This is a genomic window from Mycobacterium shimoidei, assembly GCF_900417275.1.
Lineage (GTDB): Bacteria > Actinomycetota > Actinomycetes > Mycobacteriales > Mycobacteriaceae > Mycobacterium > Mycobacterium shimoidei.
Window position 1 is genome coordinate 4,321,115 of sequence record NZ_UEGW01000001.1, and the last position, 15,545, is coordinate 4,336,659.

The following is a 15,545-nucleotide window of genomic DNA, read 5'->3' on the forward strand; positions in this document are numbered from 1 at the left end:
ATAACCCTAACTGCCGCGATTGCCGGGTATACCGTGGGTCGGTGGCAAACGACGCGGAATCCGGCGCTGGCGAAGCAAGCCAGCAGGTGAAAGCCGATCCTGCGACGGTGTTCGCCGCGTTGGCCGAAATCATCTACCAGGGGACCGATCCCCGCGAGGTGTACGCGGCCATCTGCGTCGCGGCCACCCTGACCGTCTCCGGCTGTGACCACGCCAGCCTGCTGACCCGCGAGGGCGATCGCTACGTCACCGTCGGCGCCAGCGACCGGATCGCGCGGCACGTCGACGACCTGGAACGCGCGGTCGGCGACGGCCCGTGCGTCGACGCCATTGAGGAGGAGACACCCCAGATCGAGACGGACCTGACCACGCCGGGTCAATGGCCCAAACTGGCGGCTCGCCTCCTCGCCGAGACCCCGGTGCGCGGGGTGATGGGTTTTCGGCTGTTGGTCGATCGCCACAAGATGGGTGCGCTCAACTTGTTCAGCGACACTCCGAACTGCTTCGATACCGAATCAGCAGGCCAGGCCATCGTCCTGGCGTCGTTCGCCAGTGTGGCCATCAATGCGATTGCGCATGGAGAAGACGCCGCCACCCTGCGCCGCGGCCTGCTGTCCAACCGCGAGATCGGCAAGGCCGTCGGCATGCTGATGCTGCTGCACAACGTTTCCGAGGACGAAGCGTTCGGTGTGCTGCGGCGATACTCCCAGGAGCTGAACATCAAACTCGCCGACGTGGCCCGCACCGTCATCGAGCATCGAGGGGACTTCGGCGAGAAGTTTCCGCTGGACAATTGAGGGCCATTGCGGCGACCCGTCCTACTCGGGCAGCCGCAACTCCGGCTTCTCGACCTCTTCGATATTGACGTCTTTGAAGGTGACCACCCGCACCTGCTTGACGAACCGCGCCGGCCGGTACATGTCCCACACCCAGGCATCGGCCAGCCGCAGCTCGAAGTAGACCTCTCCGTCGGCGTTGCGCGGCACCATCTCCACGCTGTTGGCCAGATAGAACCGCCGCTCAGTTTCCACGACGTAGCTGAACTGACCCACGATGTCCTTGTATTCGCGGTACAGCGAGAGCTCCATCTCGGTTTCGTACTTTTCGAGATCTTCGGCACTCATCAGCCCAGCCGTCCTTCTGGTTGCTCTGCGTCCATCTTCCCCCACCCGTCCGCGTCAAGCTGAACCGCATCATCGCCCGGCTCGGTTCCATTGCCGGACTCCTCAGCGGGCCACAGGCCCGCATCGTCGCCCGGCTCGGTTCCATTGCCGGACTCCTCAGCGGGCCGGCACTCCGCGATGACCCGGGTGCCCAAGTCGGTGGCGACTCGCCGGACGTTGATAAACGAGTAGCGATGCTCAGCGCAGGGCCCCAGTTCGGCCAGCGCCTCCGAATGGGCGGGTGTGCTGTACCCCTTGTGCTCGGCGAAGCCATAGCCCGGATACTCGGCATCCATCGCCACCATCAACCGGTCGCGGCTGACCTTGGCCAGCACACTGGCCGCGGCGATGCAGGCCGCCGCCGCGTCACCCCCGATGACCGGCAGCGAGGGCATGGGCAGGCCCGGTACCCGAAAGCCGTCGCTCAGCACATAGCCCGGGCGCACCGACAGCCCCGCCACCGCTCTGCGCATGCCTTCGATGTTGGCCGCGTGCACGCCGCGACGGTCAACTTCGGTGGGCGGGATGAACACGACGTGGTAGGCCAGGGCATACCGACGAATCAGCGGGAAGAGCTTCTCCCGCGCCTTTTCGGTCAGCTTCTTTGAATCATCAAGCAGTGCAAGGCTTTCCAGCCGTCCAGGTCCCAGCACGCAGGCCGCGACCACAAGCGGGCCGGCGCAGGCGCCGCGGCCGACCTCATCGACGCCGGCCACCGGCCCGAGGCCGCTGCGGTACAACGCCGACTCGAGCGTGCGCAAGCCGGAGGACTTACGGATTACCGTCCGCGGTGGCCAGGTCGTGGCCATGGTTACTGATTCTGCTGCGGATTCACCGAACGCACACCACCCCACCGCGACGGCGGCCAGACGATGAAACGAGCCTTACCGATCACATTGGACACTGGCACGGTGCCCGACGTCGGATCACCGGTGCACAGCAGCCCCTTCAACGCGTCGGCCGGAACGCTGGTGCAATGTGCGCGCGAATCCGCGGAGTGCGTGCGGTTGTCGCCCATCACCCACAGCCGGCCCTGCGGGACGGTGACGGGACCGAACTCGCTGCCAAGACACGGATAGGCCGCCGGGTCGGCCATCATCGTGGCCTGGTCCAGATACGGCTCGGTCAGCCGCACCCCGTCGACGGTCAGCCCGGTGCTGTGCCGGCACTGCACGGTCTGACCCGCCACCGCGATAACGCGCTTGACCAGGTCATTTTCATCAGGTGGCACGAAACCGACGAACGACAGCGCGTTTTGCATCCAACGGATCACGGGCTGATGCGAGCGGATCGACTTGTACATGACATTCCACGACGGCGGCCCCTTGAACACGATCACGTCGCCGGGCTGCGGTGAGCTGAATCGGTAGCTGATCTTGTCCACCATGATGCGGTCGCCGACGCAGCCCGAGCACCCGTGCAGCGTGGGCTCCATCGATTCCGACGGGATCAGGTAGGGCCGGGCCACAAAGGTCAGCATGAGGTAATACAGCACCACCGCGATCGTCACCAGGATCACGCCTTCGCGCAGCGCGCTGCCCCGCTTGCCCTCCGGCTCTGCCGGGCTCTCTACCGGGCTTTCCTCGGCCTGCGGCTCCGGGGCGGATGAATCGTCGGTCGCGATTTTCGGCTCCGCCGAATCGGAATCCGGCTGGCCCTCGGGTGACGAGTCGGTGGTTTCGGTCACGCGATCAGCGTAGTCAGGGAGCCATCGGCGGCGGCGAGGCCCACGGCAGATTCAACGCGGTCAGCGCTTTTCCTTGATCTTGGCCTTCTTGCCACGCAGCTCCCGCAAGTAGTAGAGCTTGGCGCGACGGACGTCTCCGCGCGTCACGACCTCAATGTGATCGATGTTGGGCGAGTGCACCGGGAAGGTGCGCTCGACGCCGACGCCGTAGCTCTCCTTGCGGACGGTGAACGTCTCCCGAATCCCGCCGCCCTGTCGGCGGAGCACCACACCCTTGAACACCTGGATGCGCTGCTTGTTGCCCTCGATCACCTTGACGTGCACATTGACCGTGTCGCCGGGGCCGAAAGCCGGGAGGTCGTCGCGCAGCGACGCCTTGTCGACGAAGTCCAGCGTATTCATGTCGGGACGCTTCCTTGCGGTTCGCGGCTACGGGTTACGACCTGCGCAGAAAGCACGCTGTGGTCACCGAGCCGATGGGTTCGGGCATTCGAAAGGCGTGTCTCGCAGCGGGCGGCAGCAACTCGGGCGGGCCGACAACCGCGACAGACAACTGGTCAATTGTGCCAGATGCCGCCCACGCAGTGAAATCACACAAAATCGCCGGTGAATGAGACCGCCCCGGCTACGGTGCGCGTGGTAGATATAGACGCGGCTTTGCCACACGAACCGGAAATGCGCACGTTGGTCCTGACGGGTCGGGCGGACGGCGGTTGCGGCAAGCCCGAGGTAGTGGTTGGCAGACCGTGAGGAGACGCATGCTCGCGCGGCACCCGAAGCGGCTCGTCGTGATCGCGGCGGTGCTGGCGATGTTGATAACAGGGTGCGAAGCCAAGGTGTATGGGGCATCCCACAGCAGGTCACCGGAACAGCGGACCGACCGTGTCGCCCCGCTGGTGCAAATGATCATGCCGCCCGATTCCCCGCCCGATTCGCCGCCCGTCGAGCAGGTCTTCGAGCAGGCCGCCGAACAGACCGGCTTGCCCGCCCGCATTCAGCAGGCTACCGAGCAAGCCGCCGCCGACGGCGCAACGATCTCGGTCTCGATATTCGACCGTGCCACCAGGCAGACGTTCTCCAACGGCAACGACCAGCTGATCGGTATCGCGTCGGTGGCCAAACTGTTCATCGCCGACGACCTGCTGTTGCGTGATGCCCAGGGTCTGATCCAGTTGTCAGCCGATGACCGCCAGGCGATCGAGACCATGCTGCGCTCTTCCGACGACAACGCCGCGGAGATTTTCTGGAGCGAGTACGGCGCCGACGCGATCATCACCGAGGTCGCGGGTCGCTATGGCTTGACCTCCACCACTCCGCCCAGCAGCGGGCGCTGGTGGGACACCATGAGCTCGGCGTCGGATCTGATCCGCTACTACGACATGCTGCTCAGCGGATCCGGCGGACTTTCGCGGGAGCGGGGCAACATCATCGTGCAAAACCTGGCTCAGTTCACGGCTACCGGTGTCGACGGCTACCCGCAACGGTTCGGCATTCCGGATGGGCTGGACGCCGAGCCGGTGGCCGTCAAGCAGGGGTGGATGTGCTGCATCGGCAGCGACTGGATGCACCTTTCGACCGGCATCATCGGCTCCGACCAGCGCTACATCATGGTGATCGAGTCGCTACAGCCCTCCGATGACGCGACGGCGCGCACGACCATCACCCAAGCGGTCAAAACGATGTTCCCGCAGGGCCGGATCTAGCCTTCCTCGCTGTCGGGGTTGTGACGACGCCACAGATCCGGCCGGCGTTCACGGGTACGCTGCAGCGACGCCTGGCGGCGCCACTCGGCGATGCGGGCATGGTCGCCGGACAGCAGAACCTCCGGCACCTCGAGCCCCCGCCAGCTCGGCGGTCTGGTGTAGGACGGCCCCTCCAGCAGGCCCCCTCGTTCGGGGGAATGCGAATCATCTTGGTGCGATGCAGGATTGCCGATCACCTCAGGCAGCAACCGCACCACCGCCTCGATCATCACCAGTGCCGCCGATTCCCCTCCGGGTAGTACGTAGTCCCCGATCGAGACCTCTTCGACCCGCATGCGTCGCGCGGCGTCGTCGACGACTCGTTGATCGATACCCTCGTAGCGCGCACACGCGAACACCAGATGCTCCTCGCCGCTCCAGCGCTGTGCGGTCCGCTGAGTGAACAGCCTGCCCGCGGGGGTCGGGACAACGAGAAGTGAAGCCGGTGAGCAGATTTCATCCAACGCCTCACCCCAGACCGGCGCTCGCATCACCATTCCGGGACCGCCACCATAGGGTGCGTCGTCCACCGAGCGGTGCACATCGTGGGTCCAGCGCCGAAGGTCGTGCACTTCGAGCTCGACCAGACCACTCTCGATTGCCTTGCCCGGCAACGATTGCCGCAGCGGATCCAGATAGGACGGAAAGATGGTTACCACATCAATTTTCATGTTGATGCGCCCTCACCACCCAGCTCGAGCAGACCGTCCGGCGGATCGATTTCCACCACGCGGTCCTCCAGGGACACCGATATCACGATGGCGCCGACGAATGGCACCAGCAGATCGCCGGCATCCTCGCGCCGCACCGATAACAATTCGCCTGCGGCGGTATGCAGCACTTCGGCGATCGTGCCGATATCGCGGCCCGTCGTAGTTCGTACCCGAAGGCCCTCCAGCTGGTGGTCGTAATAGGTGTCCGGCTCGTCGATGGGAGGCAGGTCCTCAGAGTCGATGACGATCAGGTTGCCTCGCAGCGCGTCGGCGGCGTCGCGGTCGCCGACGCCTTCCAGGCGCACCAGCAGGCGTCCCCCGTGCGCGCGGGCCGTCTCGACGACGTAGCCGCGGCGTCGTCCGTCGCGATCTTTGACCGACACCGTCGCCCCCGGCGCGAACCGGTCCTCGGGGTCGTCGGTGCGGACCTCGACCACGAGCTCGCCGCTAATGCCGTGCGCTTTGACCACACGCCCGACCGCCAGCTCCATCAGAGCTACTGATCGGTGTCCACCACATCGACACGGATGCCGCGCCCACCGATCCCGGCAACCAACGTGCGCAACGCGGTCGCGGTGCGGCCACCACGACCGATCACCTTGCCCAGATCGTCGGGATGAACATGCACTTCCACGGTCCTGCCGCGCCGGCTGGTAACCATGTCCACCCGGACGTCATCGGGATTGTCGACGATTCCGCGGACGAGATGCTCGACGGCGTCGACGACGACGCTACTCATCGCGGTGATCAGCTTTCGGTCGTCGGCTCGGACTGTTCAGACTGCTCGCCGCCCGCACTGGCCTCGGCGGGCTGCTCGACGCTCTCGGCCGGCTCCTCGGCTTTGGCGGCTTCCTCGGCTTTGGCGCCCTTGTCGGATTCGTCGGCTTTCTCGGCTTTCTTCGAGTCAGCAGCCTTCTTGGCCGGCGCTTTCTTCTTCTTCGGGGTCGCAGCTTCTGTGCTGGGCGAGCCCTCGGCAGCGGCCAGTGCCGCGTTGAACAGCTCGAGCTTGCTCGGCTTGGGTTCGCGGACCTTCAACCTGCCCTCAGCGCCGGGCAGCCCTTTGAACTTCTGCCAGTCACCGGTGATCTTGAGCAGCTTGAGGACAGGTTCGGTGGGCTGAGCACCCACCGAAAGCCAATACTGGGCTCGCTCGGAGTCGATCTCGATGAGGCTTGGCTCTTCCTTGGGGTGGTAACGGCCGATGATCTCGATCGCGCGGCCGTCGCGGCGGGTCCGCGCGTCGGCGACGGCGATGCGGTACTGGGGGTTGCGGATCTTGCCAAGCCGGGTGAGCTTGATCTTCACAGCCATGGTTCTGCGACTTCTCCTGTGGGTGTCACGCTGCAATTCAGCGACCGGGGCGGGCTGCCCGGGTCCGGTTTTGCCTCGCGTGTGCAGCCGCCCATTGTGCCAGAACGCGCACGTCGACAAAAAATCCTCAGAATCACGGCTGCCGGTCGAAGCACTTGGTTTCCACGCGCCGACTCATCCGCCAGCCATCCGGGGTGCGCACGAATTCGTCGTCGTACCACAGCCCCAACAAAGTGGTCGATCCAGTCTCGCCGCCGAACACCATCGGGTTGAAGCAAAACGTCCGCGCGGTCGCCGCGTCGCCGTCGATCCGAATAGTCGGCAGCCCGAGCATGTGCGCATAGTTGGCGAAGATCGGCAGCACCTCGGCCAGCCACGGCTTGACCTCCGGGTAGTGCCCGACGATGCCGTCGAATGCGCTGTAATCAATGAATGCGTCCGGCGTGAAAACCCGGTCCAGATCATCGAATTGGCGTGAATCGATCGCGGCGGCGTAGTCCGCCAACAGTTGCTGGATCTCCAGCCGGTCGGAGATTTCGGCCTGGCTCAACATGGAAACTGATTCAACACGATGTCTCGGCCGGTTAGGCTGACCGCCCATGCGAAGGCTTTTCGCCGCGATCGCGGCCCTTCTCGCGGTCATCGGATACAGCGCACCAGCGTGGGCCGACAACGTCGTGCAGCCGGTCGGCTCGGTGCCCGTCCCGGACGGACCAGCACAGACCTGGATCGTCGCCGATCTCGATACCGGTCAGGTGCTGGCCGCCCGGGACGAGAATGTGGGTCACCCGCCGGCCAGCACCATCAAAGTGCTGTTGGCGCTGGTCGCGCTCGACGAGCTGAGCCTGGACTCGACCGTCGTCGCCGACGAGGCCGCCACCCACGTCGAGTGCAACTGTGTCGGCATCAAACCCGGCCGCACCTACACCGCCCGTCAGCTGCTCGACGCCGTGCTGCTGGTATCGGGCAACGACGCTGCCAACACGTTGGCGCAGATGCTGGGCGGCGAGGCGGCCGCGGTCGCAAAGATGAACGCCAAGGCGGCCGCGCTGGGCGCGGTGAACACCCACGCGACCACCCCGTCTGGTCTGGACGGGCCTGGTGGTCCGGGCGTGTCGACCGCCCACGATCTAGCCGTGATCTTCCGGGCCGCGCTGGCCAATCCGGTGTTCGCGCAGATCACCGCCCAGCCCTCGGCGACGTTTCCCGGCGACGACGGTGACCACCCGATCATCAACCAGGACGAACTGCTGTCCCGGTATCCGGGTGCGATCGGCGGCAAGACCGGCTTCACCAACGCCGCTCGCAAGACGTTCGTCGGCGCCGCCGCCCGCGGCGGCAGGCGGCTGGTGATCGCCATGATGTACGGGCTGGTCCACCAGGGCGGTCCCAGCTACTGGGATCAGGCGGCGAGCCTGCTGGACTGGGGCTTCGCCCTCAATCCGCAGTCGGCGGTGGGCACGCTTTAGCTCGGTGGGCTAGTCTGCCTATGCCGCAGCATTCTATTGTGCAAGTGTTGCATAAGGGCTTCTGCGGCGTAGCGCCGATATAGTCGACGCTGCCCCATACCGGGTTGAGGTCACAGCCCTTGCCAGCGGCCGACGTTGTGAGCAGGCCGGTAGATGCGTGCAAGGAACGAGGAATCGATGATGGCCGACAACCACCCAGCAGCCGGTATGCCGTCTCAGTCGGGGAAGAACGACTTCGACGTCTCGGAAAAGCGGGTTGATGAGCTGGTGGTGCTGTCGGTGAGCGGGAATGTGGACATGCTCAGCGCACCGTGGCTGACTGAAGCCATCGATGCCGCGCTCGCCAAACGTCCCGCCGGGTTGGTGGTCGACCTTTCTCGGGTCGACTTCCTCGGTTCGGCCGGAATCAGCGTGCTGATGACCACGCACGGCAACATGGGTGACTCAGGCCGGTTTGCCGTGGTTGCCGACGGGCCGGCCACCCATCGGCCGCTCACGTTGCTGGGTCTCAACGAGATCATGTCGCTGCACCGCACGCTCGACGATGCGGTCAGCGAACTTTCCGACCGCTAAGCCTGGGGCGGGGGGTCGATGGCGTACATCTGGTTCAACAGTGTCACCAGCAACTCGATGCGCTGTGCCTCGAGCTCCGGTTGTGGCAGCACCGCGCGCACCAGCGCGGCGCCGTCGAACGTATTGGCCATCACCGCCACCAGGGCAGGGAACACTTCCTCGGGAATGCTCTCGGCGCCGGGCAGCGACCGCGCGGCCTCGTAGATCCTCGAGCTGTACTGCTCGAGAACGATTTGCAATGTGTCCTTGAGCTTTTCGTCGGTGCGGGCAGCGACCATGAGCTCATACATCACCGTGTTGGTGGAGTTCGCGGTCAGATCGCGCAGGATGGTCAGCGCGGCCTTGAGAACCAGCTCATCTGCCGGTATTTCGGCGACCTTCTTGTTGAATTCGTCGAGCTGGCGGCGCATCACTTCGTAGGCGGTGGCCGCCATGAAATCACCCATGGTGTCGAAGTGCCGAAACAGCGCGCCGACAGAAACGTTGGCGCGCTTGGTGATTACCGCTGCCGACGCGCGCGCATAGCCGACTTCGGCGATTGTCGCGATGCTGGCGTCAAGTAGCCGCGCAACTGTCTCCTCGCGACGTTCCTGCTGGGTCGCCATCTTTAGACCCGCGCGCCGTGCGGCTGGCGGGCCCCGGCCCGCAGGAAACGGCCCGACTTCACCGTTGTGCCATAGCCGTCGCAAAAGCGCCCATTGCGAAAGACGACCACACCGCCTACTGCGGTGGCGATGACGGCGCGGTCGTTGCGGTTCACCATGCGGCTGAGTCCGCCGTAAAAGGGCACCTTCTCCTCGTGGTAGGCGTCCACGGATTCGTCGAGTCCCGCCGGGTCGATCACGGCGAAATCGGCTCGGTCGCCTTCCCGCAGGTTGCCGGCGTCAAGGCCGAACCAGTCGGCCACCTCCGCGGTCAGCCGATGCACGGCGCGCTCGACGGTCAAAAAGGGTGCGCCGTCACGTTCGGCGTCCACGGTCCGTCGCAGCAGCCGCACTGGATAGTTGTAGAAGGCCATGTTGCGCAGATGCGCGCCGGCATCCGAAAAGCCCATGTGAATGCTGGGGTCGGCGGCGAGCTTGTTGAGCTGTTTGGGCCGGTGGTTGGCCAGCACGGTAGTCCACCGCACATTGCGCTCGCCGTTTTCGATCAGGACATCGAGGAAGGCATCGAGCGGGTGCAGTCCGCGCTCGTCGGCGATCGCCCCAAAACTCTTGCCGATCAACGTCTTGTCCGGGCACTCGACGATCACGGCGTCATGAAAGTCGCGGTGCCACAACGTCGGGCCGAGCTTGCGCCGGTCGAACTCCCTGCGGAACTCGCGACGATATTCGGTGTCCGCCAATAGCTTGTTGCGCTCGATTTGGTCGCGCAAATGCAGCGCCGCGGTGCCCGCACCGAACTCCTCGAAGACCGGCAGATCGATCCCGTCGGAATAGACCTCGAATGGCACCGGCAGATGCTGGAATCTCACGCTGGCGCCCAGGACGGCGTTGAGCAGTCGGGTGAGCGGGCCGAAGAAAGTTGCCGAGCCCGGCATCGACTTCGTGTCGGCCGACACCAACAGGCTCATCCGAACACCACTGCGCCACCCGAAGATTCGGCTGCTGGACAAAAAGAAGAACAGGCCTGACAGTATGTTGGCGACATCGGGTGCGCTCTGCAGGATCCGACCGCGCTCGCGCAGCACCGCGATCAGCTTGCGACGCTCACGCCACGTCGCGAATGTCGAGGGCAACGCCCGCGACCGGTAACGGTCGCCGTCGAGTTTGTCTATCGCCGCATCCATCCCGGACATGCCCAGCAAGCCGGCGTCGAGCGCCTCGTCGAGCATGGCCGCCATGCGGTCGAGTTCGGCGTCGGTGGGTCTGACCGTGTCGTCGGTGGCGCGCCCCAACCCCAGTACCGCGGTGCGCAGATCCGAATGACCCAGCAAGGAGCCGACATTCGGGCCCAGTGGAAGTTCGTCTAGCGCCCGAACGTATTCCGCCGGACCCGACCATGTCTTCTTGGCTTCCAGTGCGCCGAGGACGAAGCGTCGGGGCACCGCCTCGACGCGGCTGAACAAGTCGGCGGCATCGGCGGAGTCGGCGTAGACCGTCGAGAGCGAACAGTTGCCCAACAGCACGGTGGTCACCCCATGCCGTACCGATTCCCGCAGGCCCGGATCGAGCAGCACCTCGGCGTCGTAGTGCGTATGCACGTCGATGAACCCCGGCACCACCCACTTGCCGGCCGCATCGATCACCTCGGGGCAGCCGGTCTCGTCGAGCGGCTCAGCCGACACCGTGGCCAACAGACCGTCACGAATGCCCAGGCTGCGGACCTGCGGCGGGTTGCCGCTGCCGTCGAACCACAGACCGTCGCGCACGATCACGTCGTAGGTCATAGCGGGCCTCCAAAAGCTGCTGGTAAGCCCCAACGCTAGCACAGATAGCGAGTACTCACAATCTTTCCGCGGTGATTCAGCGGCCCGGAGTGGAAGGTGCAGCCGGGGTCTCGCCGGGCGGCGTGGAGGGGCTCGACGTGTCTGGTGGCGGCGGTGCGGGGGCGACCGAAGGACCGGGTACGGTCACCCCGGGCGGCGCGGCGCCGACTCGCCCGGCCACCGCCGGGATCACGATGTGGCCGCCTTGCTGGCCGCATTCGTCGGTTTCGACGGTCACCGTCATCACCCCCCGCAGCGGACCATGATCCTGCGGTTGCAGCCACAACGCCTGCGTTGTGGTCTCCTGGTCGGGTTCACCGTGCGGCCCTACGCACGGGAACTGCAGTATTTCCGGGCGTGAGTGCCAGGCACCGTCGCGGAAATCGAGCACCAGCGGCCGACTGGCCGCCGCCGGGCTCACCGTCTGGTGGTCTTCATCGTCGAGCTGGACACCGGTGGCGATGCATTCGGCGGCCGTGCATGATGCGCGAAATGCCCACCACGTCGTCACATTGGGCGGTTGGGGGTTCGGCATGTCGTTGAAGGTCTGCTGGGCGCGGTTGATGTCGATTTGGTAGGTGCCGTCGAGCAGCTGCCCGGGGGCAGGCAGGGCCGCCGCGGTCGACGTCTGCGCGGCGCTCGGTACTCGCTCGGACGGTGTAGGGCCGGCCTGGCTGGGCGAGGCGTTGTTGTTGCGACCGATCATGATGCCGACCGCCAGACCCACGGAGACCAGCAACGCGGCAGCGGCCGCTGAGCCAAGGCCGACCCACAGCCTTTTCCGGTTGGCGGCTGCGGGCTGCGCTGGTTCGGAGTCTTTCGGAGGCTCTGCGTCTTCGGGATAGTCGATGACGGTGGAGAACGCTTCGGGGCCGCGGTCGCTGACCCAGCCGGCGGCGCGCTCGCTCAGCGCCGCGGAAAAGTCGCTGCACCGACCGAACCGATCGGCAGGTCGTTGGGCCAACGCGACGGTGAATACGTCGTCGAGCGGCGCCAGTTCGGGGTGCCGCTCGCTCAGTTGGGGCGGGCGGCCGCCAGACCAGCTTGGCGCCACGCCGGTGAACAGGTGAACCGCGGTGGCCGCCAGCCCGTATTGGTCAGCACGCCCGTCGGGATCGTCGCCGCGTGTTTGTTCTGGCGCGGCGTATGCCGACTGGCCGAGACGTCGGGCAATCCCGAAGTCTGTCAGCAGAATTCGTTGCTCACCCTGGTCTTTGCTGAGCATGATATTGCTGGGTTTGACGGCACCGTGCACGATCCCCTGCCGGTGCGCGTAGTCGAGTGCGCCGGCGACTGCTGCGACGATCGCCAGCACTTCACCGGCTGGCATTCCATTCGGATACCGCTCTGCGACCTGCTGCGCTGCGTTGATTCCGTCGACGTAGTCCATGGCGACCCACAGCCGGCCGTCGAATTCGCCCCGGTCGTGCACGTCGACGATGTTCGGGTAGGACAGCGCTGTGATGGAGTCGGTTTCCCGCAGGAACCTCTCGCGGAACTCGTCGTCGCCGGTCATCGTCGCCGGCAGGACCTTCAAGGTGACATGGCGTGTCAACGCGGGGTGCCCGGCAAGGTAGACCTCGCCCATCCCGCCAAAACCCAGCATTCGCAGGATCGTGTATCCAGCAAACGTCGCGCCGCTGGCCAACGACATGGAACAGAGCCTAGTCGGCGTGAAGTGAGCGCACTCGGGTCAGAACACCCGGCCGCGCAGGACGACGAGTTCCGGATGGTTCAGCACCGCGGCCCCTTCGCGCGGATCGTCGTTGTAGCACAACAAATCTGCGGAGGCGCCGTGCTCGAGCCCGGGCCGGCCCAGCCACCGGCGGGCCTCCCAGGACGCCGCGGCCAGCGCTTCGGTGGAGCTCATCCCGATGCCCTTGAGCGCGTCGACCTCGTCGGCGATGCGTCCGTGGGTGATGTTGCCGCCCGCGTCGGTACCGGCATAAATCGGCACCCCCGCATCGTGCGCGGCGGCGACCCGCTGCCGGCTACGCGCATGCAGATCGCGCATGTGCTCGGCGTAGATCGGGTAACGCCCGGCAGAGTCGGCGATGCGCGGGAAGTTGTCGATGTTGATCAAAGTGGGTACCAGCGCGGTGCCGTGTTTGACCATCAGTTCGATGGTGTCGTCGGTGAGCCCCGTGCCGTGCTCGATGCAGTCGATGCCGGCACCGATCAGCCCGGGCAGTGCGGCCTCGCCGAACACGTGGGCGGTGACGCGGGCGCCGTGCGTGTGCGCGGCGTCGATAGCGGCCTTGAGCGCGTCGTCGGACCACAGCGGTGCCAGATCGCCGACGCTGCGGTCGATCCAATCGCCGACAAGCTTTACCCAACCATCGCCGCGCCGCGCTTGCTCGGCCACCGCCGCCGGAAGCTGAGATTCGTCGTCGATATCTATTGGCAGACCATGGATGTAGCGCTTCGGCCGGGCCAGGTGCCGGCCGGCGCGGATGATCCGCGGCAGGTCGTCGCGGTTGTCGAAGCTGCGGGTGTCGATCGGCGAGCCGCAGTCGCGCAATAGCAGTGCACCCGCGTCGCGTTCGGTTTCGGCCTGGCGGACGGCTTCATCGAGTTCGACCGCACCGCCGGGCCCGATACCGACATGGCAGTGCGCGTCGACGAGTCCGGGCAGAATCCAGCCGCCGTCGAAGACGGTTTCGGCGCCGGCGACCGGTTCGGCGCTGAGCTTGCCGTCGATGATCCACCACTGCACGGGTTCTTCGTCGGGCAGCCCTCGGCCCCGAACGTGTAACCGCATGCGGCTATTTCTTGCCGGGGAACTTCAGCTTGGACAAATCGAAGTCGGCCAGCCCGGGTGGCAATTCGTCGAGTCCCTCGGGCATTTGGGACAAGTCCGGGAATCCCGCCGGCATGCCCGGCATTCCGGGCCCGAACGGACCGCGCGCCTTGGGTGGTGTCGGGCCGCGTTTCTTGCCCTTTTTGCCCTTGCCGCCCTTGCCTTTTGCCGCTTTGCGGGTCGCCGACTTGCGGCCGAGGCCAGGTATGCCCATCGTGCCGACCATCGACGACATCATCTTGCGGGCCTCGAAGAAGCGGTCGACGAGCTGGTTGACCTCTGAGACCGTGACTCCGGAGCCGTTGGCGATGCGCAGCCGCCGCGAGGCGTTGATGATCTTGGGGTCGGCCCGCTCTTGGGGGGTCATGCCGCGGATGATGGCCTGCAGCCGGTCGAGTTGTTTGTCGTCGACTGCGGCCAGAGCATCCTTCATCTGCCCGGCCCCGGGCAGCATCCCGAGCAGATTGCCGATGGGCCCCATCTTGCGGATGGCGAGCATCTGCTCGAGGAAGTCCTCCAGCGTCAGCTCACCGGAGCCGATCTTGGCCGCGGCGGCCTCGGCCTGCTCCGCGTCGAAGACCTGCTCGGCCTGCTCGATGAGGCTCAGCACGTCGCCCATACCCAGGATGCGGCTGGACATCCGGTCCGGGTGGAAGACGTCGAAGTCCTCCAGTTTCTCGCCGGTGGACGCGAAAAGTATTGGCACACCGGTTACTTCGCGGACCGACAGTGCGGCGCCGCCGCGGGCGTCGCCGTCCAGCTTGGTCAGCACGACACCGGTGAAGCCGACGCCCTCGCGGAACGCCTCCGCGGTGGTGACGGCGTCCTGGCCGATCATCGCGTCCACGACGAACAGCACCTCGTCGGGATCGATGGCCGCGCGGATGGCGGCGGCCTGGATCATCATCTCCTCGTCGATGCCGAGCCGGCCGGCGGTGTCGACGATCACGACGTCGAAATGCTTGCTCTGAGCTTCGGCGAGCCCGGCCGAGGCGACGGCGACCGGGTCGCCCGGACCTGCCTGCTGCGACGCATCCGCGTCGGCAGAGGTTCCCGGATGCGGGGCGAACACCGCGACTCCGGCCCGCTCCCCCACGATCCGCAACTGGTTGACCGCGCCGGGTCGCTGCAAGTCGCAAGCCACCAAGAGTGGTGTGTGCCCCTGGCCGCGTAACCACAAGGCGAGCTTGCCGGCCAGCGTCGTCTTGCCGGAGCCTTGCAGCCCGGCCAGCATCACCACGGTCGGCGGGGTCTTCGCGAAGTTCAGCTGGCGGGTCTGCCCGCCGAGGATGCCGATGAGCTCTTCGTTGACGATCTTGACGACCTGCTGCGCCGGGTTGAGGGCGGCGGACACCTCGGCGCCCTTGGCGCGCTCTTTGACGCGGCTGACGAAGGCCCGCACCACCGGCAGCGACACGTCAGCTTCCAGCAGCGCCAGCCGGATTTCGCGCGTGGTGGCGTCGATGTCGGCGTCGGTCAGCCGGCCTTTGCCCCGCAGCCCCTGCAGGACACCGGTGAGCCGGTCGGACAGCGATTCAAACACGCGGCCCAGCCTAGTGGGGGTCGCGAGCGCGGCGAAGCCGGGCGCGGCGGGCCGCCACCATCAGCCGAGCAGGGGCCGGTCACTGCGCCGAGATCGACGTTAGCGTGCAGTCCACT

General features: G+C 66.0%; 17 protein-coding genes and 1 pseudogene. 4 read left to right on the forward strand and 14 right to left on the reverse strand.

All coding sequences use genetic code 11. The features are described from left to right. Nucleotides 1–41 precede the first annotated feature (41 nt). Nucleotides 42–797, forward strand: a complete 756-nt coding sequence (locus MSP7336_RS20890; protein WP_069397807.1) for a GAF and ANTAR domain-containing protein — start codon at nt 42–44, stop codon at nt 795–797. A 21-nt stretch (nt 798–818) separates the two neighbouring features. On the opposite strand, the gene MSP7336_RS20895 is transcribed toward MSP7336_RS20890, so the two are convergent. The 4 genes and pseudogenes from MSP7336_RS20895 to rplS form a co-directional block, all read right to left on the reverse strand. Further along, nucleotides 819–1,124 carry a DUF2469 domain-containing protein gene (locus MSP7336_RS20895; protein WP_012393608.1) on the reverse strand — a complete coding sequence of 102 codons (306 nt, stop codon included), beginning with the start codon at nt 1,122–1,124 and terminating at the stop codon, nt 819–821. A gap of 146 nt (nt 1,125–1,270) precedes the next feature. Then, nucleotides 1,271–1,972 (reverse strand): annotated as a pseudogene (locus MSP7336_RS20900) (ribonuclease HII); the annotation flags it as partial. A gap of 2 nt (nt 1,973–1,974) precedes the next feature. Then, a complete protein-coding gene (gene lepB / locus MSP7336_RS20905; RefSeq protein ID WP_113964491.1) occupies nt 1,975–2,850 on the reverse strand; it encodes a signal peptidase I in 876 nt (291 codons plus the stop codon). Nucleotides 2,851–2,910: 60 nt separating this feature from the next. Next, entirely contained in the window at nt 2,911–3,252 is a 342-nt protein-coding gene (gene rplS, locus MSP7336_RS20910; protein WP_069397809.1) for a 50S ribosomal protein L19, read from the reverse strand. A 356-nt stretch (nt 3,253–3,608) separates the two neighbouring features. Between rplS and MSP7336_RS20915 the strand changes: the two genes are divergently transcribed. Continuing rightward, complete coding sequence (locus tag MSP7336_RS20915) at nt 3,609–4,553, forward strand: serine hydrolase (protein WP_069397810.1); 945 nt, start codon at nt 3,609–3,611, stop codon at nt 4,551–4,553. On the opposite strand, the gene trmD is transcribed toward MSP7336_RS20915, so the two are convergent. The 5 genes from trmD to MSP7336_RS20940 all read right to left on the reverse strand — a co-directional run bounded on the left by trmD (nt 4,550) and on the right by MSP7336_RS20940 (nt 7,169). Next, a complete protein-coding gene (gene trmD, locus MSP7336_RS20920; protein WP_069397811.1) occupies nt 4,550–5,263 on the reverse strand; it encodes a tRNA (guanosine(37)-N1)-methyltransferase TrmD in 714 nt (237 codons plus the stop codon). The two genes, MSP7336_RS20915 and trmD, sit on opposite strands and share 4 nt — an antisense overlap. After that, nucleotides 5,260–5,796: a ribosome maturation factor RimM gene (rimM, locus tag MSP7336_RS20925; RefSeq protein ID WP_113964492.1), complete on the reverse strand. Its 537-nt coding sequence runs from the start codon at nt 5,794–5,796 to the stop codon at nt 5,260–5,262. Before rimM ends, trmD begins: the two co-directional genes overlap by 4 nt. 5 nt (nt 5,797–5,801) lie before the next feature. Further along, entirely contained in the window at nt 5,802–6,044 is a 243-nt protein-coding gene (locus MSP7336_RS20930) for an RNA-binding protein (RefSeq protein WP_003881089.1), read from the reverse strand. 8 nt (nt 6,045–6,052) lie between these two features. Continuing rightward, entirely contained in the window at nt 6,053–6,616 is a 564-nt protein-coding gene (gene rpsP / locus MSP7336_RS20935) for a 30S ribosomal protein S16 (protein WP_069397812.1), read from the reverse strand. 133 nt (nt 6,617–6,749) lie between these two features. Then, nucleotides 6,750–7,169 carry a nuclear transport factor 2 family protein gene (locus MSP7336_RS20940; protein WP_069397813.1) on the reverse strand — a complete coding sequence of 140 codons (420 nt, stop codon included), beginning with the start codon at nt 7,167–7,169 and terminating at the stop codon, nt 6,750–6,752. A gap of 46 nt (nt 7,170–7,215) precedes the next feature. Here MSP7336_RS20940 and MSP7336_RS20945 point away from each other — a divergent pair, with 46 nt between their 5' ends. Further along, nucleotides 7,216–8,085 (forward strand): D-alanyl-D-alanine carboxypeptidase family protein, encoded by an 870-nt coding sequence (locus MSP7336_RS20945; RefSeq protein ID WP_069397814.1) that lies wholly within the window; start codon nt 7,216–7,218, stop codon nt 8,083–8,085. Nucleotides 8,086–8,292: 207 nt separating this feature from the next. Then, entirely contained in the window at nt 8,293–8,658 is a 366-nt protein-coding gene (locus MSP7336_RS20950; RefSeq protein WP_069397827.1) for an STAS domain-containing protein, read from the forward strand. Here the strand turns inward: MSP7336_RS20950 and MSP7336_RS20955 are convergent. The 5 genes from MSP7336_RS20955 to ffh form a co-directional block, all read right to left on the reverse strand. Then, nucleotides 8,655–9,263: a TetR/AcrR family transcriptional regulator gene (locus MSP7336_RS20955; RefSeq protein ID WP_069397815.1), complete on the reverse strand. Its 609-nt coding sequence runs from the start codon at nt 9,261–9,263 to the stop codon at nt 8,655–8,657. The genes MSP7336_RS20950 and MSP7336_RS20955 overlap by 4 nt on opposite strands. 2 nt (nt 9,264–9,265) lie before the next feature. Continuing rightward, nucleotides 9,266–11,047 carry an N-acyl-D-amino-acid deacylase family protein gene (locus MSP7336_RS20960; protein ID WP_113964493.1) on the reverse strand — a complete coding sequence of 594 codons (1,782 nt, stop codon included), beginning with the start codon at nt 11,045–11,047 and terminating at the stop codon, nt 9,266–9,268. Nucleotides 11,048–11,123: 76 nt separating this feature from the next. After that, nucleotides 11,124–12,740, reverse strand: a complete 1,617-nt coding sequence (locus MSP7336_RS20965) for a serine/threonine-protein kinase (RefSeq protein ID WP_069397817.1) — start codon at nt 12,738–12,740, stop codon at nt 11,124–11,126. A gap of 39 nt (nt 12,741–12,779) precedes the next feature. Continuing rightward, complete coding sequence (locus MSP7336_RS20970; protein WP_069397818.1) at nt 12,780–13,847, reverse strand: metal-dependent hydrolase family protein; 1,068 nt, start codon at nt 13,845–13,847, stop codon at nt 12,780–12,782. A 4-nt stretch (nt 13,848–13,851) separates the two neighbouring features. After that, on the reverse strand, nt 13,852–15,429 hold the full coding sequence (gene ffh, locus MSP7336_RS20975) for a signal recognition particle protein (RefSeq protein WP_113964494.1): 1,578 nt from the start codon (nt 15,427–15,429) through the stop codon (nt 13,852–13,854). Nucleotides 15,430–15,545 lie beyond the last annotated feature (116 nt).